We start from the raw sequence: 19786 nt of genomic DNA, 5'->3' as shown, positions 1-19786 counted from the left end.
ATAGCGAGTCGGTCCCACCCCTTCCCATCCCGAACAGGACCGTGAAACGACTCTGCGCCAATGATAGTGCTGCAACCAGTGTGAAAGTAGGTTATCGTCAGGCTGTTCTTCCTAAAAACCCCCGCTAATTTAGTGGGGGTTTTTTTATGCTCGTTTGATTTTTACTGCTCTGATTTATCGTTATATTCATCTTCGGTGCCCATCGACCATCGACTCAGATGGGCTGAACAATGGCGGCACGCTAGAATTTATCCTGCGTCACCACTTGCGCAGATTGGCTATTCGCTAAAAGGCGTAGCCCAGTTTGATCAAGGCGAAGTTCATCGCTGGATTTGGCTTCTTGATGCTGGCGTTTGAGAAGTGCTGAAACTTCAATGCGATTTCAATTTTGTTTTGAAAAACATAGCCAATTGCAATGTGATCACCAAATTGAAATTTGGTCGATGCTTTTTTTTGATTATTGTCATACAGATCCGTTAGATAATGAACGCCAATTCCTGCTTCACCATACCATCCAAGCCGATTATCTTTCTGCCAGCGTAGTACCGGTGTAAAGCCAAAATCGTACAAATTTTGCTTTTGGCCGGAAATATTTTGAACATCGTCGCTTTTCCAGTTCGCCAGACTAGCTTCCAAATACGGCGCGAAATGATTTCCGTTTGACTGCCAATACTGCTCATCCAGTGTCTTTTGCACTGCTATTTTAATTAGATCAGTTTGATTCCCTTCTCCAAATTCGGCTGAAATGCCATCAAAAGCGTTTGCCAGAGCAGATATACTAAGCAATCCAATGCAAAGAAGGTGTTTTGACGGAAAAAGCACAATAATCTCCTATTAAAAGTTTGAATGCCCTACTACAGAGTGTAGAAAATAAACACACTGAAGTTAAGTTGGTTTTGAAAAATATTTATTGCATATAAATTAATATTATAACTAAGTTATGAAAAATAGCGCTGCGTTGCCGCACATTGCATTTCTGGGTTTAGGTTTAATGGGCCAACCAATGGCATGCCGTTTATTGCAGGCAGGATATCCGTTGACAGTGTGGAATCGTACTGCTGCAAAAGCGGCTGTTTGCGTTGCGCAAGGAGCAACATTAGCCGAAACAATTCCGGAAGCGGTAAGGTCGGCAGCGATTGTGATTACGATGCTGGAAGCGGGACCTGTCGTAAAACAGGTGCTGAATCAGGCACTCGATGCACTGGCGGATGAAGTGCTGGTGATTGATATGAGCTCCACGCAGCAATTGGAAGCGCTGGAATTACACCAGCTATTAGCTGCCAGAGGTGTCGGATTTATTGACGCGCCAGTCTCTGGCGGCGTGATCGGCGCCGAGGCTGGTAGTTTGGCGATTATGGTGGGCGCAAGTGAATTAGATTACTTACGAGTTAAGCCAATATTGGAAGTGATGGGTAAGCCGACTTTGGTTGGCGCACCGGGATCTGGTCAGCTGGCTAAATTGTGCAATCAATTAATCGTGGGCGGGACACTAATTTTAGTTGCTGAAGCTTTATTGTTGGCACAGGCCGGTGGCGCTGATCCGGCTGCGGTCAGGCAAGCACTGCGGGGTGGTTTTGCTGAAAGTAAAATTTTGGAAGTGCATGGACAACGTATGTTGGACAGAAATTTTATGCCCGGTGGGCAAGTGCGCAGCCAGGCTAAAGACATGGAAAATATCTTGCTAGCAGCGCAACAGGCGCAACTTAAATTACCTCAAGCAGAGTTAATTGCGCAGGTATATCGACACTTACTCATAACCAACCCGCAGGCAGATCACTCTGCCGCTTTGCTTGAGTTGGAAAATAATAATAGTGGGATTCGATTAGGTCAGAAACCAGATCAGTTACCCGTATAAAATAGCGGTATTCATCGTTTTTACATGGAAGTTCTATGAGCACCACGATAGTTCGCGGCGTTTGCCCGCATGATTGTCCTGATACTTGCGCATTATTAGTGACAGTCAGCGACGGTGTTGCAACGGAAGTACGCGGTGATCCTGATCATCCGACCACTGCTGGCGTGCTTTGCACTAAAGTGGCGCGTTACACCGAGCGTACTTACCATCCTGATCGTTTGCTTTATCCACAAAAACGGGTTGGGAAAAAAGGTGAGGGCAAGTTTGTCCGTATTAGTTGGGATGAAGCGCTAGAAACTATCGCGCAAAATCTGACTAACATCGCAGCCAATAATCCGCAGGCAATCGTACCCTACAGTTATGCTGGCACGATGGGTCTGATACAGGGTGAAGCGATGGCACACCGATTTTTCCATCAAATCGGCGCCTCATTATTAGACCGAACAATTTGTGCAACTGCTGGTGCAACGGGCTATAAATACACAATAGGCGCTTCAATTGGAACCGATCTTGAACAGGTTCAACATGCAAAATTAATCCTGATTTGGGGATCGAATCCTATCGTATCTAATTTGCACTTTTGGATGAGAGCGCAAGAAGCGAAACGCGCTGGCGCTAAGTTGATTGCGATTGATCCTTACCGATCACTGACCGCCGAAAAGTGCCATCAACATATTGCACTGATGCCGGGAACGGATGCGGCCTTGGCGTTAGGCTTAATGCATGTGCTGATTAAAGAAGAGTTGATTGATCGTGATTACATTGCCAAATACACCTTGGGCTTTGATGAACTAGCCAAGCGCGCTGAGCAGTGGCCCCCAGAACGCACCGCCGCAACTTGCGGTATTTCTGTCGATGAAGTTGTGCAGTTGGCACGCGCATACGGTGAATGCTGCCGTAACGGTGATGCTGCATTAATTCGTCTTAATTACGGTGTGCAGCGAGTGCATGGCGGCGGTATGGCAGTACGCAATATTACCTGTTTACCGGCACTTACTGGCGCCTGGCGACAAGCTGCTGGTGGTGCGATGTTGTCACTGTCTGGCGGTTTTCCTAAAAATAACGCCGCCATGCAGCGTCCTGATTTAATTCCTATTGATGTTATACCGCGCACCATTAATATGAGTACGATCGGTGATGATTTATTGAGTCCGGCTAGTCCTGAGTTCGGCCCAAAAATTGAGGCTGTGATTGTCTACAATTCAAATCCGGTCGCAGTTGCTCCCGACTCGGAAAAAGTCGTACAGGGATTTGCTCGGGAAGATTTATTTACCGTGGTGTTAGAGCATTTTCAAACTGATACCGCGGATTATGCTGACATACTTTTGCCAGCCACAACGCAGTTAGAACATGTCGATGTGCACGGTGCTTACGGCCATTACTACATGATGGCGAATAACGCAGCAATCGCGCCACTTGGCGAAGCGAAACCGAATTCCGAATTTTTCCGTTTGTTAGCGCAAAAAATGGGTTACACCGATCCATGTTTTAGCCAAACCGACGATCAAATTGCTGCCCAGGCATTTCGCACTGACGATGTGAAAGCGATGCATTTTGATTGGGATGCATTGAAGCAAAGTGGTTGGAAAAAACTCAATTTGCCGGCCGCGCCGTTTGCTGAAGGCGGATTTTTAACGCCTTCCGGTAAATGTGAATTTTATTCCAATCAGATGCTACATGCTGGATTGGATCCGCTGCCGACTTTTATTGCGCCGTATGAGTCAGTCGCATCCAATCGAGAATTGGCGCAGCACTATCCACTGGCGATGATTTCTCCGCCAGCGCGTAACTTTATGAATTCCACTTTTGTGAATGTGAAAAGCTTACGTGACACCGAAGGCGAGCCGCATTTGGATATGCACCCACAGGATGCTGCGCCAAGAGCTATCGAAACCGGCGCTATGGTTCGTATTTTTAATCAACGCGGTAGTATGCAAGCACGGGTTCGTGTGACGGAAAAAGCCCGCGTCGGAGTCGTTGTTGGCTTGTCTATTTGGTGGAAAAAATTGGCTGGCGACGGGCAAAATGCTAATGCGGTGACTAGTCAAAAATTAACCGATATGGGTGGTGGCGCTACGTTTTATGATGTATTGGTTGAAGTGGAAAAATTAAGTAGTTGAATTGCCGCGTCAGTAATACGAGAAACGGCGCGAAAAATAGCCCAGTCTGCATCGAAATAAGCACCAGAATGAGGCGTAAATAGAGTGAGAGTTCAATTTTGGTGAAACTACTTGCGCCAAAGTGGTTCTCTGAATTAGCATTCAAGGCGCTTCGCCTTTAAATTGGCATAAGCTTATGCAGTAATCGATGCACCTAATAACTATATGAGACAAGAGGAATACATGGACAAGTTTTGGTTAAAATCCTACCCACAAGGTGTACCTGCAGAAGTTGATTTTTCAAAATACCATTCGCTTGCTCAGTTAATGGAAGAATCGCTGAAGAAATTTGCATCCCGGCCAGCGTTTGTTTGTATGGATAAATCGATTACTTATGCCGAACTCGATGCGATGTCTTTAAAAATCGCTGCCTGGCTGCAAAGTAAAGGTATCAAAAAGGGCGCACGTATTGCGATTATGATGCCGAATATTTTGCAATATCCGGTCGTGATGTTGGGTGTGATACGCGCTGGTTATACCGTGGTGAATGTTAATCCCTTATATACGCCGCGTGAATTAGAACATCAATTAAAAGATTCCGGCGCAGAAGCAATTTTCATCCTGGAAAATTTCGCCACTACCTTAGAGCAAGTTATTGCCCACACACCGGTTAAGCATGTTGTGGTTGCCTGCATGGGCGATTTACTCGGCACTGTAAAAGGCACTATTGTAAATTTGGTAGTGCGCCATGTTAAAAAAATGGTGCCGGCATTTTCATTGCCTGGCTCAATCAGTTTTAATAGCGTTCTTTCCAGCGCAGCCAGACTGAGTCAGAATCCGGTTGAATTCAGCATGGATGATCTGGCCTTCTTGCAATATACCGGTGGCACTACCGGTGTTTCTAAAGGCGCGATGCTCACTCAGCGTAACATTGTCGCTAACGTGATTCAGGCTGATGCCTGGTTTCAGCCCGCATTAAGCAAACAGCCGGATAGTCATCAATTGACTATGGTTTGCGCCTTGCCGCTGTACCATATTTTTGCACTGACTGTCTGTGGCTTGGTGGGCATGCGTTTGGGCGCGCTGAATATTCTTATTCCTAATCCGCGCGATATGCCCGGTTTCATTAAAGAACTCGGTAAATACAAAGTGGACATGTTCCCTGCTGTAAACACCTTGTACAACGGCTTAATGAATAATTCTGAGTTCGCTAAACTTGATTTTAGTAACCTGAAACTCAGTATGGGCGGTGGTATGGCCATGCAAAAAGCAGTTACCGAGCGTTGGAAAAAAATCACTGGCAGCACCATTTGTGAAGGTTATGGCTTATCTGAAACATCACCAATTGCCTCCGCACATCCGCTGGATGGGACAGGCGTGGCCGGTTCAATTGGCTTGCCTTTGCCGTCGACAGAATTAAAGATTTTGGATGATAACGGTGATGAAGTGCCGTTAGGTCAGCCCGGTGAAATCGGCATTCGTGGTCCACAAGTGATGGCGGGCTATTGGAACAATCCGGCTGAAACGGCCAAGGTAATGACGGCAGATGGTTTCTTTAAAACCGGCGATATCGGCGTGATGGATGAAACTGGCTGCACCAAGATTGTGGATCGTAAAAAAGACATGATCCTAGTCTCTGGATTTAATGTTTATCCGAATGAAATCGAAGGTGTTGTGGCGATGCATCCGGGCGTGTTGGAAGTTGCTTGCGTTGGCGTTCCTGATGAACATTCTGGTGAAGCGGTCAAGCTGTATATCGTTAAAAAAGACCCTGCGTTGACTGTGCAAGATATATTGGAATACTGTAAACACGAGTTAACCGGATATAAAAAGCCGCGTCACATTGAGTTTAGAACGGAGTTGCCTAAAACTAATGTGGGCAAAATTTTACGTCGTGAATTACGTGATGAGAAAAAAGCCGCGTAATTTGGGTTGAGTTTTATAAGTAAAAAAGCCAGTTTCGTTATGATCGAAACTGGCTTTTTCATTTTGAGGTACAAGGATATTTTATTTCAATATCGAGCTGTTGCTAAGGTTCTATATTGCGCTATTGATATGCTGTCAAAATATGCAACGAAAACCACAATGGATACGTTAAAAATTAGGTTTTACGGGGATATATGAAAATGGGGAATAAATGCTTAAAACGGCGTCTTATTTAGCTACAAAAATCGTAATTTACAACGTCACCAAATCAGGAATGATCCGCGGTTTTCTATCATCGTCGGTCGCAACATAGGTCAGCATTGCCTCAGTCACTTTAACGGTATCCGCTTCCAAACGATTGCGTTCCGCATACACTTCAACCGAAATAGTGATGGAAGTACGGCCGACTTTAACCACATCCGCGTAAAAAGACAGCAAATCGCCGACAAATACCGGTTGTTTGAATAGAAACGAATTCACTGCAATCGTGGCAACACGCCCGTTGCTGCGTCGTGCGGCAGGAATCGCACCGGCAATATCGACTTGCGCCATAATCCAGCCGCCGAATACGTCGCCGTGAATATTGGCATCTGCCGGCATCGGCATGACACGCAACTGCGGCATGCGCGAAGGCAGCGGAGTTTGTGTCGATGGATTGTTGGATGTGTTCATTTTATTTCCTGGTAAGCGTTACAATTGGGTAACCAAAATTATAGATTATTCTCCCATGCGGCGCTCACCACCTTCAGCATCTTTTTCGAATATCAATATGCCTTCTTCAACTCGTAATGATTGGGCAACTATCAAAACATTGTTGCCGTATTTGTGGGCCTACAAATGGCGGGTCTGCATAGCATTGGTGTGTCTGGTCACGGCAAAAATGAGCCTGGTTGCCGTGCCTATCGTGCTGAAAAAATTGATCGACAGCTTAAATCCGCTAACGCCCGGCCACGCCACTACGACTGCTCTGGCTTTACCGCTAGGTATCTTACTGGCCTACGGGTTGTTGCGATTATCGACTTCGCTATTTACCGAATTGCGCGAATTTGTGTTTGCGCGCGTCACCCAACGCGCAGTGCGCACGATTGCATTACAAGTGTTCCGGCATTTGCATGGCTTGTCGCTGCGATTCCATTTAAACCGCCAAACCGGTGGCATGACGCGCGATATTGAGCGCGGTACGCGGGCAGTTTCTTCGCTGGTGTCGTTTGCCTTGTTCAGTATTTTTCCGACCTTAATCGAAATCGGCATGGTGCTCGGTTATTTGGTGCTGCACTACGATATTTGGATTTCAATCATCACTTTTTGCGCTTTGATTTTATACATTACGTTTACCATTTCGGTGACCGAATGGCGCACCCATTTTCGTCGCACGATGAATGAACTGGATTCAAAAGCTAATACCAAAGCAATTGATTCCATCATCAATTATGAAACCGTAAAATATTTTGGTAATGAAGAAATGGAAGCGCAGCGGTATGACCACGGTTTGCAGAATTATGAAAATGCGGCGGTGAAATCGCAAACCTCGTTATCGCTATTAAACGTCGGGCAATCGATGATTATTGCGCTCGCTGTGAGTTTGATTTTATGGCGCGCCACCGTGGGTGTTATCGCAGGTCAAATGACATTGGGTGATTTGGTTTTAGTGAATAGTTTTATGCTGCAATTGTATGTGCCACTTAATTTTTTAGGTGTTCTGTATAGGGAAATTAAACAGAGTCTAGCCGACATGGAAAAGCTCTTTTCACTGTTAGACCAGCACCGCGAAATTGCCGATGCCGACAGTGCCACGCCGCTGCAAGTTGGTAACCATGCTGGCCCTGAAATTAGGTTTAACCAGGTTGACTTTAGTTATGAAAGCAATCGGCAAATTTTGCATCAAGTGTCTTTTGTCATGCCAGCCGGAGTGACCACGGCAGTGGTCGGTGCCAGCGGTTCTGGTAAGTCAACCTTGGCACGTTTACTATTCCGTTTTTACGATATCCAGCACGGTAGTATTCGCATTGCCGGGCAAGAAATCAGGGATATAACGCAAGCCTCATTGCGTGCTTCAATCGGCATTGTGCCGCAAGATACGGTGCTGTTTAATGACACGATTGAATACAATATCGCCTACGGAAAACCCGGTGCCAGTCACGCTGAAATTGTGGCGGCTGCACAGGCCGCCTATATTCACGACTTTATTCAAAGCCTGCCGGATGGTTATGCAACCATGGTGGGTGAGCGCGGTTTGAAATTATCGGGCGGCGAAAAACAACGGGTAGCGATTGCGCGCACAGTGTTAAAGAATCCGGCGATTTTAATTTTTGATGAAGCGACTTCTGCGCTAGATTCAAAATCGGAACAAGCCATTCAAACTCAACTCAAAGAAATTGCGAAAGGTCGTACTAGTTTGGTGATTGCGCATCGACTCTCCACCATCGCGGATGCTGCACAAATTATAGTGATGGAACATGGACGGATTGTGGAAAGCGGCACGCATGCCGAACTACTGGAAAAAGATCACGTGTACGCGCAAATGTGGGCGCGCCAGCAAGCACATCCTGAGCTGGAATTGTGGTCGGAATCTGCCGAGACTGTGTAAAAACAAAAAATTTCCAACTTTTTCTGAAAAATCATGGGTAGGGAGATCATTCCCTGCGTCGAAAAAATTGAATAGAGCGTGTTTTAAGAGGCCGATTTTTTCGGGTGTAAATTAATTTTGTGTTTTTACACAGTCTCTGCCCCTGATGCACCTGAATTTGCTGAGTAAAAATAATAATGGATACTAAATGGTTGGAAGATTTTATTTCACTGGCAGAAACGCATAGCTTCAGCCGCTCGGCAGAATTACGGCACGTAACCCAGCCGGCATTTTCTCGCCGCATTCAATCGCTGGAAGCCTGGTTGGGTGCGGATTTAATTGATCGCACTTCCTACCCAACCAAACTCACTTCAGCTGGCGAAGTTTTTTATGAGCAGGCGATAGAAATGCTGGGGCAAATCAGCAATGCACGGGCTTTGATGCGTAATAAGCGCAGCACGCAGCAAACCGTTGTTGATTTTGCGGTGCCGCATACGCTGTCGCTTACTTATATGCCGAAATGGCTGACTCAGTTGGAAAGTAGTTTCGGCCACTTAAATTCACGCTTACTGGCCTTGAATGTGCATGATGCCGTAATGGCTCTGGTGGAAGGCGGTTGCGACTTAATGTTGTGTTATCACCATCCGCGCCAACCGTTGCAGCTTGACCATAGTCAATATGAAATGATGGTGATGGGCGTGGAAGCGTTGCGTGCGTATGCACGTTGTGACGCACATGGTGTGCCTGATTTTATTTTGCCGGGTGATAGTGAAAACCCTTTGCCATTTTTAGCCTACGCTAATAATGCATATTTAGACCGTATGGTGGACGTGATTTTGTCCGACACGCCAACGCCGATGCATTTGGATAAATGCTACGAAACCGACATGGCAGAAGGCTTGAAAATGATGGCCCTAGAAGGTCGCGGCATCGCATTTTTACCTGAATCATCGGTAGCGCGTGAACTCAAGCGCAAGCAGTTAGCGCGAGCCGACAATGGTGTGGCGAGCTGGGAAGTTGAAATGGAAATTCGTCTGTATCGCGAACGTCCTTCTGCGCAACGCCCCGGGAAGCCACTGGTGAACCGCTTGTGGGAATTTTTAATGCATCAGCATGATGCAAAAAAACGGCGCTGAAATACGCACTGAAACACTTTGCTACCGATCTTCAGTTCTCATGATGCTGGCGACTGTCTTGTATAAAGTGTTTGATTGACCCATCACCATAAGCGCGTTCCACCTTTGACACCACGACATGATACCCCTCGTACCACTTGCGGTATTGACGCTTGGCATCCAGATGTTGGGGATGCGTGGCAAACGCGCGTAATGATTCTTGGTCGCGCCAATAATAGCTGGCATTGACCAATAAACCATCCATGGATCGCCAGGATTCGGCTCCGATAAAGCCAGGAATGCTGTGCGCAATTTCGCCGATGATAGTGCTCAGGCGATTGAATTCCTGGTCGATCTGGCTGGGCTTGTAAATGAATGCGGCAATATACATATAAAGACTTTTTAATTTATGGGCGGCGCATAAAGGCTAGCCTGAATGCCAGTAACAGCAGAACCGTCGCGAGTCCATATGGCTGTAGTCTGGCAGCATACGAATGTCGTGACAAGAAGAGCCGGATTGAACTGCCAAAGGTTCCAAGCAGCGTATGAAATACGGTGCTGATTACGGTGAGTACGCAGCCCAGTACAATCAGTTGTAGCGCAACAGAACCCTTACTCTGGTCAACGAATTGGGGTAGGAACACCATGAAAAACAATAGAGCTTTTGGATTAAGCAGGCTGTTGATCATGGAGCGAACGAAGATCGATTGCAACGAGGTCTGCGCCGCCACGGATTCAACTGAGCCACGCGGGTGTTGTAGCGCTTTGTATGCCATCCACAGCAGGTACACTGCGCCGGCGTATCGGATGAGGTCGAATGCAGGCGGCCAGGCGGCTACCATGGCGGTGATGCCGGTGGCTGTTAGCGCGGTAAGAACCAGGTCCGCCACGCCGATGCCGAACGAAGCGGCAGCGCCACCGCGTAGTCCATAGCTAACGCCGTGGGCCATGACAAAAGCCATGTTCGGTCCCGGCGATAAAAGTAGGAGTAACACTGCAATACAAAACGCCGCAAGGGTGGTGAATTCAATCATGTTTAGCACTATTGTTTGCGTTAATGAAGTGGCCAGTGTAGCCTGCACATCTGGTACAGTAAAATAATTGTTCTAGATACAAACCATGGCTCAAGCTCGCTACAAATCCATCGTCGATGGCATTGCAATCCGCATTCGTCAGGGTGATTTTCGCCCTGGTTTTCAGTTACCGACTATCCGTGAAGTAATGAAGGAGCACCACATTGCCTTAGCAACGGCATCGCGAGTCTATGCAGAACTCGAAGCCATTGGGTTGATTGTGAGGGAGGTCGGCAGGGGTACGTTTGTGCGTGACACTTCATTGCCGCGCGGCTTGGGGCTGGAGCAGCATTCGATCAGGTCTGGCGCGGTAGATCTCACTTTTAACTATCCATCTCTACCGGGCCAAGCGGAAATGCTGCGTGACGGCTTGCGCTATATTGCGTCTTCGGGTGATTTGGATGCCTTGCTGCATTCTGCGCCGCAAGGAGGGCGTCCGCACGAGCGGCAGACAGTTGCTAAGCATATACGCAATCGCGGAATTCGCGTTGCCGGTGAACAGATTTTACTTGTCAACGGTGCGCAGCAAGGCTTGGCTGTGACGGTAATGGGGTTACTAAAACCGGGCGATATACTCGCTATTGATGCGTTGACTTATCCGGGAATGAAGGCACTTGCGCACACATATCGTCTTGATCTGGAATCTCTGCCGCATGCCAATGGTGCTATTAATCTGGATGCGCTGGCAGCACTGTGTAAAAAGCGTCCAGTACGTGCGATCTACACGATGCCGACGATGCACAACCCCTTAGGCTACGTGATGTCTAAGCAAGACCGGGTTCGTCTTGCCAAGCTGGCTGACCAATACAATTTTTTGATCATCGAGGATGGGGCTTACGCTTTTCTCGCCGAACCGGCTCCGCCACCGGTGTTTACCTATGCGCCACTGCGTACCGTGTATGTGTCCGGCCTATCGAAAAGTGTCGCATCGGGTCTGCGTATTGGCATTATTGCGGCACCGTTGAACTTGATGCCAGCACTTGAGCACGCCATCCGGGTGTCGACCTGGAGCACACCATCGCTCATGGTCATGTTGGCCTGTAATTGGATCGAGTCTGGAGCCGTTGATTTACTTGAGGATCAAAAACGGCAAGATGCAAGGCAGCGCCAAAACCTGGCGCGCCGTATCCTGCGAGGATGCAAGATAGTGGCGCATCCATCTTCGTATTATCTCTGGCTGGAATTGCCGGAGGAGTTACGCTCCGATCAAGTCGCGGCCGATCTGGAGCGCGTAGGGGTCTTGGTGACGACGGCTGAACCGTTTGCTGTTACGCCGAATGTTCCGCATGCATTACGGCTAGCACTAGGTTCGATCTCGTTTGATGTGTTGGACGATGCTTTGCATAAAGTCCGGCGTGCCACGTCACATTAAGCATTAAATGCAAGTTGTGAAATTATTTTAAAAGCATCTATGCATTTATCTTATAGATTTATGCAAACAAAGCATTAGCCACTGGCGAGCCTAATCGCTATTGTGGCGTCTTGATTTTGACTCAACCAAATAACCAAATCAACGACCCAGGAAGCCCGAAATGATCCCTCAGCACGAAGTACCTTCTTATTTAACTCCGCATGAAATTGGCCCTTGGGGCGATTACCTCACTCAAATTGAGCGCGTTACACCGTATTTAGGTTCGTTATCACGCTGGGTAGAAACGCTCAAACGGCCAAAACGTATTTTGGTGGTTGACGTACCTATCGAACGTGATAACGGCACGATCGCGCATTTTGAAGGTTATCGGGTTCAGCACAATACATCACGCGGCCCTGGTAAAGGCGGCGTACGCTTTCATCAAAACGTCACGCTCTCCGAAGTAATGGCGTTATCGGCATGGATGACGATTAAAAACGCAGCAGTAAACGTGCCATACGGCGGCGCTAAAGGCGGTATTCGGGTTGATCCAAAAACGTTGTCGCAAGGCGAATTACAACGGATGACACGCCGTTATACCAGCGAAATCGGCATCATTATCGGACCAAATAAAGATATTCCGGCACCAGACGTCAACACCAATGAACAAACCATGGCGTGGATGATGGATACTTATTCTATGAATGAAGGCGCTACGGCAACCGGCGTTGTTACTGGCAAACCAATTTCTTTGGGCGGTAGTTTAGGGCGTCGTGAAGCAACCGGGCGCGGTGTCTATGTGGTCGGTTCTGCTGCGGCACACACCATCGGTTTAAACATTGAAGGCGCTAAAATTGCGGTGCAGGGTTTTGGTAATGTGGGCGGTATCTCTGCCAAGTTGTTTGCTGAAGCTGGTGCAAAAATCGTAGCGGTGCAAGATCACGCTGGTACGGTATTTCATTCCAATGGATTGAATGTTCCTAAATTGTTGGCGCATGTGGCTGAATTCGGTAGCGTAGTTGGCTTCTCTGGTTCGGAAGAAAAAATGAGCCGTGATAATTTCTGGGATGTTGATTGCGACATCATGATTCCAGCCGCGTTAGAGCAGCAAATCACTGAAACCAACGCACATCGTATTCGCGCCAAAATTATTTTGGAAGGCGCAAATGGTCCAACAACACCACAAGCCGATGATATTTTGCACGCCAAAGGCGTGTTAGTCGTGCCTGACGTGTTGGCTAATGCCGGTGGTGTTACGGTCAGTTATTTTGAATGGGTGCAAGATTTTTCCAGCTATTTCTGGAGCGAAGACGAAATCAATTCACGCTTGACCCGCATCATGACGGAAGCATTTAACGCTGTTCGCCAAGTCTCTGTAGATAAAGAAGTGTCTTTACGTACCGCCGCGTTTTTAATCGGCTGCACACGCGTGCTGCAAGCGCGTGAAATGCGTGGTTTGTATCCATAAGTAGTTTGGCAGTATTTGCCAATAGATGTTTCTCAGAGGGAGGCAATCCCTCTGAGGTAAAATAGCGTTTTCCCATGAACTATGCGAATGCGCCATGTCAGTTAATCAATCTTCCTCCGTTGTTAATTCAATCACCATCACCCGCCCAGACGACTGGCATTTGCACCTGCGTGATGATGAGGTATTAGCCAGCGTACTACCGCACACCGCCCGCCAGTTTGGCCGCGCGATTGTGATGCCAAATTTAAAACCACCGGTGACGACCACAGCGCAAGCCTTGGCATATCGCGAACGCATTTTGGCGGCACTGCCCGCTGGCATGCAATTTGAACCGTTGATGACGCTCTACCTCACCAACAACACCTCGCCGGATGAAATTCGCCGCGCTAAAGACAGCGGTTTGATTCATGCAGTCAAGTTATATCCAGCCGGAGCCACGACCAATTCCGATGCGGGCGTCACCGATTTGCGTTTGTGCTATCCCACGTTGGAAGCAATGCAAGAATGCGGCATGCCGTTTTTAGTGCATGGTGAAGTCACTGATCCAACGGTAGATTTGTTTGATCGCGAAGCGGTATTTATTGAACGCGTTATGCAGCCGTTGCGTGCCGATATGCCGGAACTCAAGGTGGTGTTTGAGCACATCACCACCGCTCAAGCGGCGGACTATGTGCGTACTGCCAGCGGACAAATTGCCGCTACTATTACCGCGCATCATTTGCTGTACAACCGTAATGAAATCTTTAAGGGCGGCATCCGCCCGCACTACTATTGTTTGCCAGTGTTGAAACGTGAAACGCATCGCTTGGCATTGGTGGACGCCGCTATTTCAGGCAATCCGCGTTTTTTCTTAGGTACCGATTCCGCGCCACACGCCAAAGGCGCTAAAGAAAACGCCTGCGGTTGCGCTGGTTGTTATACCGCCTTGCATGCGATGGAACTCTACGCGCAAGCGTTTGATCAGGCGGGCGCGCTCGATAAGCTGGAAGGCTTTGCCAGCCTGTTTGGCCCGGCCTTTTATCAATTGCCGGTTAATCTGGATAAGCTTACTTTACAGCGCACTAGCTGGACAATGCCTGAAGAACTGCCGCTGGCAAATGCTACTGTGGTACCGCTCAATGCAGGTGAAACTTTGCAATGGAAAGTTGCTTGAGTCTAGTGTTTAACATCGATGAAGGTGTAGATTGGTGCGCACCCTGGCTGGATTCGGTGCGCGCCGTTAGTGGTGAAATCGTCGCGGCTCAACAGTGGCGCGACGCGCTGAATCTGCAGGCAAAAAAATTAAGCCTTCGTAATCATGCAGGCCTCCCAATTAACTTCACTGCACAGCAAGATTTACCCGCTGGCGTTTCTTATGAGGCGCATATCGGTGCAACGGGTTTGGTGCCAACCCGAGATAATCTGCATGACTTTTTTAACGCTTTGGTCTGGCTGGCTTTTCCACGTATTAAAGTCCAGTTAAATGCCTTGCAAGCTGCGCAGATTGCAAGTTTAGGTGTAGGTAAATCACGCGGTGCAGCACGCGATGCGGCGACTTTATTTGATGAAAATGCCGCGCTGTTGGCGGTGACTGATACGCTGGAAGGGCGTGCCATTGTGCAGGCTTTGCGTACGCATCAATGGAGTCAATTATTTGTAGAGCAACGCCAGCAGTTTATGAAACACGCTCACGTGTTTTTATTCGGGCACGCCATCATGGAAAAATTGGTGCGGCCTTATAAGGCAATCACGGCGCATACGCTGGTGTGCTGGGTGTCGCCGAATTTTCATGAGTTAAGCGCTGTTGAACAGCGTGCCGAATTAGATCAACAAATTGCCGCGCAACTACAGCAACAAGAGTTGCTGCCCACCGCTTTTTCACCGTTGCCAGTGCTCGGCGTGCCGGGCTGGTGGCCGGATCAAACTGCTGAGTTTTATGCAGATCCGCACGTTTTTCGCCCAGAGCGGCAAAGAAAATAATTAGTTTTTTTCTGCCGCTTGCGGCATGGGTACTATCTCATGAAAGCGTGCGTAATCAACATGGCTGACCAGATCGGCGTCTTGATAATGAATGTCCACATAGCGATGATGCAGGCGAATTTTGTCATGTGAATAAATATGATGTGCTCGTATCGCTTGGCTGGTGGTGTCGTCTATGCCTTCCAGACTTAAAATCAGCCTGACTTGATCGCGTTCCATTTCTTCCGAACTGAGATTAAAAAACGGACTGTCTTCATTGATTTCATGAAATAAATTCCAGCCCAACGTAAACAGCGGATGCTGTGATCGTTGTAGCGGCAGGTCAATAAGGCGTAGGAATTTGGTGTTTTCCGCTGTGGTTTCGAGCCGCATCATACGCAGCTTGGCCGACGCTTCAGAAATAATATTGAGCCGGGTATTGGCAATCCGGATCGACAGCATGTAGCGATTGTCATGCATATGCGAGACAGGATGTTTGGTGAATAAAATCTTTGATTTTGGCAGCGAAAAACGCGCAAAAATAACGCCAGTCACCATCGCCAGACCGCTCATTCCAATAAAAATTTCTATCGTCGAAACAAGATGTCCATATACTGTTTGTGGATGCATGTCACCATAACCAACGGTAGCCAGAGTTTCTACGCTAAAGAAAAAAGCACCCCAAAATCCATTCGGAAATAAATTGCCGATTGGATGATCGCCAAGCATATACAGGCAGGCAAAAAATACGTTCATTGAGCCGAACATCAGAGAAAACGCACCAAAAAAAACCGGCCAGCTCGACGTCATCGCGTAGTGATATATATCTTGCCAAAACTGGCTACTTAAACCATGCGCGACAAATAAACGATCTTCAATTTTGAATGGATGCGTGGTGCGGCTCTTGGCGGATTTGTGCATGATCAATTGGTGTTGGTGTTGAGAAATTATTATTCTGCGATGATATCGTACGAATCAAATTATTTGGCCGGGTTTGCTTAAAAAATATCCATATTTAAATTGAAGATACCCGAGCATTAAAATTGATATTTAGCCTTAAAGGCTAAATATCACAATAAGATCAAAATATACTGTCAAAAATTATATTTTTAATGAGCAGTAAATGCATTAAATACGTTAAATTTTTTAATAAATTGGCGGAGTATATGAAGTTCATAATTTGTGTTGATAATTGTTCGTAATTTTCCCCTTTAAGTACCTACCTCAACTGCGATCCAAATATAGTTGGCATCAGTGTCAACTTTAAATATAAAATTATTCAGTACTAATTTAATTCGCAGTGCTATTTGCTGGAATGCGGTGCAGTCGCGGTAGCAATAACATCAAAATAGGACAACAATCGCTGGATCGATTCTGCAATTCCTCGGACACAAATTATCGTGGCAGAGAGTTAAAACGAAGATAAACAGGAGACAACATGGAAGATCAGCTCGTCAAAAAGATTTTGGCTAATCCCAATTACCAAAAACTTGTCAAAACCCGTAGCGCATATGGCTGGCTTTTCACCGCCTTGGTCATGATCGTGTATTACGGCTTCATTCTTTTAATCGCCTTTGATAAAGAACTGCTTAGTGCCAAATTTGGCGATGGCGTGATGACTATCGGTATGCCGGTGGGACTTTTCGTACTGGTATTTACTGTCGTCATTACAGGAATTTACGTGCGTCGCGCTAATAAGGAATTCGACGATTTAACTGCAAAAATCAAAGCCGAGGTGCTCTCATGAAGCTAATTAAGATGCTGGTAACCGCATTCACTCTGACGGCAATGCACGGCGCAGTTTGGGCCGCGGGTCCGGATCTTGGTCAGGCTGCCAAACAACCGACCAATTGGGTTGCCATTGCCATGTTTGCCGTGTTTGTGATCCTTACTCTGTTCATCACAAAATGGGCGGCCAACCGTACCAAATCAGCGGCTGATTTTTATACCGCTGGCGGTGGCATTACCGGTTTTCAAAATGGTTTGGCGATTGCCGGTGACTACATGTCAGCCGCTTCCTTTCTCGGTATTTCGGCTGCCGTATATTTAAATGGTTATGACGGCTTGATTTACTCGGTTGGCTTTTTAGTCGGCTGGCCGGTGATTACCTTTTTAATGGCGGAACGGCTACGTAATTTAGGCCGTTATACGTTTGCCGACGTAGCTGCATACCGTTTCCAACAAAAGCCAATCCGGATATTTGCGGCTTCCGGCACCTTAGCCGTGGTGGTGTTTTATTTGATTGCGCAAATGGTCGGCGCGGGTCAGTTAATTAAGCTGCTATTCGGCCTTGAATATTGGATAGCCGTGGCCATTGTCGGAACGTTGATGCTGATTTACGTATTATTTGGCGGCATGACAGCGACTACCTGGGTGCAAATTATCAAAGCCTGCTTACTGTTGGCCGGCGCTTCATTCATGGCATTTATGGTGTTGGCCCAATTTAATTTCAGCCCAGAAGCCTTGTTTGCCAAAGCGATTGAAGTCAAAACCAGTCTCGCCATGCACGATCCAAAATTAATTGTGGATGCGGCGGCTAAAGGCGTTAGCCCCGAAGCGCTCGCGGCGACGAAAGGCGTTTCCATTATGGGGCCTGGCAACTTCGTCAAAGACCCGATTTCGGCGATTTCATTCGGTATGGCATTGATGTTCGGTACAGCCGGTTTGCCGCATATTCTAATGCGCTTCTTCACGGTACCGAGCGCTAAAGAAGCGCGTAAATCGGTATTCTGGGCAACTACCTGGATAGGTTATTTCTATATCCTGACCTTCATCATCGGGTTTGGCGCGATAGTTTTAGTCAGCACTAATCCCGATTTTAAAACCGCCGCCGGTCAACTATTAGGTGGCGACAATATGGCTGCTGTGCATTTGGCCAAAGCTGTTGGTGGGAATGTATTCTTAGGCTTTATTTCCGCTGTTGCCTTCGCCACTATTTTGGCGGTAGTGTCGGGTTTGACTCTGTCTGGTGCCTCGGCGGTTTCGCATGATTTATATTCCACCGTATTCAAGGCAGGCAAAGCCAGCAGTGCTGATGAATTACGCGTTTCTCGTATGACCACCATCGTTTTAGGTTTCGTTGCCGTAGTGCTGGGGATTGTGTTTGAAAAACAAAATGTCGCCTTTATGGTATCGCTGGCCTTCGCCATTGCCGCATCGGCCAACTTCCCTGTGCTGTTTATGTCGGTGTTATGGAAAAACTGCACCACCCGTGGAGCAACCATAGGCGGTTTCATTGGCCTGGTTTCCGCATTGGGTTTAACTGTGATCTCCAAATCGGTCTGGGTTGATGTGCTCCACAACAAAGCGGCGATTTTCCCTTACACATCACCTGCACTGTTCTCCATGATCGCAGGGTTTGTCGGGATCTGGTTGTTTTCGGTACTAGACAAGAGTCCACGCGCTGCGATTGATCGTGCTGGTTATGAAGCGCAACGGGTACGTTCAGAAACCGGTATTGGAGCAGAAGGTTCTTCCGGGCACTAATTATTGCTTGATTGTATTTTTACTGAAAAGCCCAAAGGTTGACTTTGGGCTTTTTTGGTTTAGTGTCATTGTTTCATCATCATGAAATAAAAAACGCTCATGCTGAAACTATGATTATTAACAATGTTCCACATTTGAAATGAAGAAATCAGGTATTATTTTGAAGCAATAATTTGACGTAATAATTATCTATGGGAAAACTATGCATTTAATCTGGACGATATTAATCGGGTTTGTAGCGGGGATTCTTGCGAAAATGATTTTGCCTGGTAATAATCCGGGCGGTTTTATTATGACTGTGCTCTTGGGTATTGGCGGCTCGATTGCAGCAACGTATTTAGGACATTTTATCGGTTGGTATCACGCTGGCGAATCAGCTGGTTTTGTAGGTGCAGTGGTTGGTGCAATTGTTTTATTGGGAATTTATCACTTGGCGACTAAAAAGTAGCCAAGTTTTATTTTGATAGGTAGAACTGCTTTGAATTTCAATTTTTAACCTTAACTTTGAAAGAAACGTCACTATGAAATCATTTGTAAAAACCATCACGTTGGCAGCCAGTTTTTTAATTTGTGCCAGCAGCTTTGCACAAACTCCGGCTAGTGCAGTTAATGCCGCAACAGTAAAAGCAAGTGCAGCGGCAAGTTCTGCTGCAACTTCAGCAGGTTCTACCGCAACGAATGCAGCCTCATCCGCAACGACAGCGACCAAAGCTAAAGTAGCTGCTGCCGGTGGTGCGGCAGATAAAGTGTGGCTGAATACTAAGTCGAATGTGTATCACTGCTTCGGTACCAAATCCTACGGTACAACTAAAGTAGGTGAGTACATGAGCGAAGCCGATGCAAAAGCAAAAGGCGGACATGCAGATCATGGTAAGGCTTGTAAAGCGTCTTAAGGTTTTTTGGTGATAA

The 19786-nt window shown here is 47.2% G+C and carries 18 protein-coding genes and 1 rRNA gene; 14 read left to right on the top strand and 5 right to left on the bottom strand.

Features of this window, described 5'->3' with window-relative positions; translation table 11 throughout:
• Positions 1-103: ribosomal RNA gene (rrf, locus tag S2091_RS18760) — 5S ribosomal RNA — on the top strand; the annotation flags it as partial.
• Positions 104-285: 182 nt separating this feature from the next.
• Here the strand turns inward: rrf and S2091_RS18755 are convergent.
• The gene (locus tag S2091_RS18755; RefSeq protein ID WP_165795028.1) at positions 286-822 is read right to left on the bottom strand and encodes an acyloxyacyl hydrolase; all 537 of its coding nucleotides are present in this window, start codon (positions 820-822) and stop codon (positions 286-288) included.
• A gap of 118 nt (positions 823-940) precedes the next feature.
• Between S2091_RS18755 and S2091_RS18750 the strand changes: the two genes are divergently transcribed.
• The 3 genes from S2091_RS18750 (at position 941) to S2091_RS18740 (ending at position 5880) form a co-directional block, all read left to right on the top strand.
• Entirely contained in the window at positions 941-1855 is a 915-nt protein-coding gene (locus S2091_RS18750) for an NAD(P)-dependent oxidoreductase (RefSeq protein WP_105533494.1), read from the top strand.
• A 35-nt stretch (positions 1856-1890) separates the two neighbouring features.
• Positions 1891-3975 carry a molybdopterin-containing oxidoreductase family protein gene (locus tag S2091_RS18745; RefSeq protein WP_105533493.1) on the top strand — a complete coding sequence of 695 codons (2085 nt, stop codon included), beginning with the start codon at positions 1891-1893 and terminating at the stop codon, positions 3973-3975.
• A gap of 222 nt (positions 3976-4197) precedes the next feature.
• On the top strand, positions 4198-5880 hold the full coding sequence (locus tag S2091_RS18740) for a long-chain-fatty-acid--CoA ligase (protein ID WP_105533492.1): 1683 nt from the start codon (positions 4198-4200) through the stop codon (positions 5878-5880).
• A 252-nt stretch (positions 5881-6132) separates the two neighbouring features.
• Here the strand turns inward: S2091_RS18740 and S2091_RS18735 are convergent, their stop codons facing one another.
• The gene (locus S2091_RS18735) at positions 6133-6552 is read right to left on the bottom strand and encodes an acyl-CoA thioesterase (protein WP_105533491.1); all 420 of its coding nucleotides are present in this window, start codon (positions 6550-6552) and stop codon (positions 6133-6135) included.
• Between the two features lie 55 nt (positions 6553-6607).
• Between S2091_RS18735 and S2091_RS18730 the strand changes: the two genes are divergently transcribed.
• On the top strand, positions 6608-8467 hold the full coding sequence (locus S2091_RS18730; RefSeq protein ID WP_105533499.1) for an ABCB family ABC transporter ATP-binding protein/permease: 1860 nt from the start codon (positions 6608-6610) through the stop codon (positions 8465-8467).
• Positions 8468-8643: 176 nt separating this feature from the next.
• Positions 8644-9582, top strand: a complete 939-nt coding sequence (locus S2091_RS18725) for a LysR family transcriptional regulator (protein ID WP_105533490.1) — start codon at positions 8644-8646, stop codon at positions 9580-9582.
• 31 nt (positions 9583-9613) lie between these two features.
• On the opposite strand, the gene S2091_RS18720 is transcribed toward S2091_RS18725, so the two are convergent.
• Positions 9614-9952 (bottom strand): antibiotic biosynthesis monooxygenase family protein, encoded by a 339-nt coding sequence (locus tag S2091_RS18720; RefSeq protein WP_105533489.1) that lies wholly within the window; start codon positions 9950-9952, stop codon positions 9614-9616.
• 16 nt (positions 9953-9968) lie between these two features.
• The gene (locus S2091_RS18715; protein ID WP_105533488.1) at positions 9969-10595 is read right to left on the bottom strand and encodes a LysE family translocator; all 627 of its coding nucleotides are present in this window, start codon (positions 10593-10595) and stop codon (positions 9969-9971) included.
• 85 nt (positions 10596-10680) lie between these two features.
• Between S2091_RS18715 and S2091_RS18710 the strand changes: the two genes are divergently transcribed.
• The 4 genes from S2091_RS18710 to S2091_RS18695 all read left to right on the top strand — a co-directional run bounded on the left by S2091_RS18710 (position 10681) and on the right by S2091_RS18695 (position 15412).
• Positions 10681-12006 (top strand): aminotransferase-like domain-containing protein, encoded by a 1326-nt coding sequence (locus S2091_RS18710; RefSeq protein ID WP_105533487.1) that lies wholly within the window; start codon positions 10681-10683, stop codon positions 12004-12006.
• A 160-nt stretch (positions 12007-12166) separates the two neighbouring features.
• On the top strand, positions 12167-13453 hold the full coding sequence (locus S2091_RS18705) for a Glu/Leu/Phe/Val family dehydrogenase (protein ID WP_105533486.1): 1287 nt from the start codon (positions 12167-12169) through the stop codon (positions 13451-13453).
• Between the two features lie 94 nt (positions 13454-13547).
• Positions 13548-14606, top strand: a complete 1059-nt coding sequence (pyrC, locus tag S2091_RS18700; protein WP_105533485.1) for a dihydroorotase — start codon at positions 13548-13550, stop codon at positions 14604-14606.
• Between the two features lie 5 nt (positions 14607-14611).
• Positions 14612-15412 carry a DUF3025 domain-containing protein gene (locus tag S2091_RS18695; protein WP_341477008.1) on the top strand — a complete coding sequence of 267 codons (801 nt, stop codon included), beginning with the start codon at positions 14612-14614 and terminating at the stop codon, positions 15410-15412.
• On the opposite strand, the gene S2091_RS18690 is transcribed toward S2091_RS18695, so the two are convergent.
• A complete protein-coding gene (locus S2091_RS18690; RefSeq protein WP_105533484.1) occupies positions 15413-16312 on the bottom strand; it encodes an ion channel in 900 nt (299 codons plus the stop codon).
• A gap of 517 nt (positions 16313-16829) precedes the next feature.
• Between S2091_RS18690 and S2091_RS18685 the strand changes: the two genes are divergently transcribed.
• The 4 genes from S2091_RS18685 to S2091_RS18670 all read left to right on the top strand — a co-directional run bounded on the left by S2091_RS18685 (position 16830) and on the right by S2091_RS18670 (position 19770).
• Entirely contained in the window at positions 16830-17138 is a 309-nt protein-coding gene (locus S2091_RS18685; RefSeq protein ID WP_105533483.1) for a DUF485 domain-containing protein, read from the top strand.
• Positions 17135-18877, top strand: coding sequence for a cation acetate symporter (locus S2091_RS18680; protein WP_105533482.1), 1743 nt, complete (start codon positions 17135-17137; stop codon positions 18875-18877). The genes S2091_RS18685 and S2091_RS18680 overlap by 4 nt, the downstream gene beginning before the upstream one ends.
• A 202-nt stretch (positions 18878-19079) precedes the next feature.
• Positions 19080-19325, top strand: coding sequence for a GlsB/YeaQ/YmgE family stress response membrane protein (locus tag S2091_RS18675; RefSeq protein ID WP_105533481.1), 246 nt, complete (start codon positions 19080-19082; stop codon positions 19323-19325).
• Positions 19326-19398: 73 nt separating this feature from the next.
• Complete coding sequence (locus S2091_RS18670; RefSeq protein WP_105533480.1) at positions 19399-19770, top strand: hypothetical protein; 372 nt, start codon at positions 19399-19401, stop codon at positions 19768-19770.
• Positions 19771-19786: the final 16 nt, after the last annotated feature.

The organism is Solimicrobium silvestre, from assembly GCF_002976435.1.
Taxonomy (GTDB): domain Bacteria; phylum Pseudomonadota; class Gammaproteobacteria; order Burkholderiales; family Burkholderiaceae_D; genus Solimicrobium; species Solimicrobium silvestre.
This window is presented reverse-complemented; position numbering and strand designations above follow the sequence as displayed.

Coding starts and splice junctions, on each gene's coding strand:
- S2091_RS18750 (WP_105533494.1), top strand. CDS start 941: ATGAAAAATAGCGCTGCGTTGCCGCACATTGCATTTCTGGGTTTAGGT.
- S2091_RS18745 (WP_105533493.1), top strand. CDS start 1,891: ATGAGCACCACGATAGTTCGCGGCGTTTGCCCGCATGATTGTCCTGAT.
- S2091_RS18740 (WP_105533492.1), top strand. CDS start 4,198: ATGGACAAGTTTTGGTTAAAATCCTACCCACAAGGTGTACCTGCAGAA.
- S2091_RS18735 (WP_105533491.1), bottom strand. CDS start 6,552: ATGAACACATCCAACAATCCATCGACACAAACTCCGCTGCCTTCGCGC.
- S2091_RS18730 (WP_105533499.1), top strand. CDS start 6,608: ATGCGGCGCTCACCACCTTCAGCATCTTTTTCGAATATCAATATGCCT.
- S2091_RS18725 (WP_105533490.1), top strand. CDS start 8,644: ATGGATACTAAATGGTTGGAAGATTTTATTTCACTGGCAGAAACGCAT.
- S2091_RS18720 (WP_105533489.1), bottom strand. CDS start 9,952: ATGTATATTGCCGCATTCATTTACAAGCCCAGCCAGATCGACCAGGAA.
- S2091_RS18715 (WP_105533488.1), bottom strand. CDS start 10,595: ATGATTGAATTCACCACCCTTGCGGCGTTTTGTATTGCAGTGTTACTC.
- S2091_RS18710 (WP_105533487.1), top strand. CDS start 10,681: ATGGCTCAAGCTCGCTACAAATCCATCGTCGATGGCATTGCAATCCGC.
- S2091_RS18705 (WP_105533486.1), top strand. CDS start 12,167: ATGATCCCTCAGCACGAAGTACCTTCTTATTTAACTCCGCATGAAATT.
- pyrC (WP_105533485.1), top strand. CDS start 13,548: ATGTCAGTTAATCAATCTTCCTCCGTTGTTAATTCAATCACCATCACC.
- S2091_RS18690 (WP_105533484.1), bottom strand. CDS start 16,312: ATGCACAAATCCGCCAAGAGCCGCACCACGCATCCATTCAAAATTGAA.
- S2091_RS18685 (WP_105533483.1), top strand. CDS start 16,830: ATGGAAGATCAGCTCGTCAAAAAGATTTTGGCTAATCCCAATTACCAA.
- S2091_RS18680 (WP_105533482.1), top strand. CDS start 17,135: ATGAAGCTAATTAAGATGCTGGTAACCGCATTCACTCTGACGGCAATG.
- S2091_RS18675 (WP_105533481.1), top strand. CDS start 19,080: ATGCATTTAATCTGGACGATATTAATCGGGTTTGTAGCGGGGATTCTT.
- S2091_RS18670 (WP_105533480.1), top strand. CDS start 19,399: ATGAAATCATTTGTAAAAACCATCACGTTGGCAGCCAGTTTTTTAATT.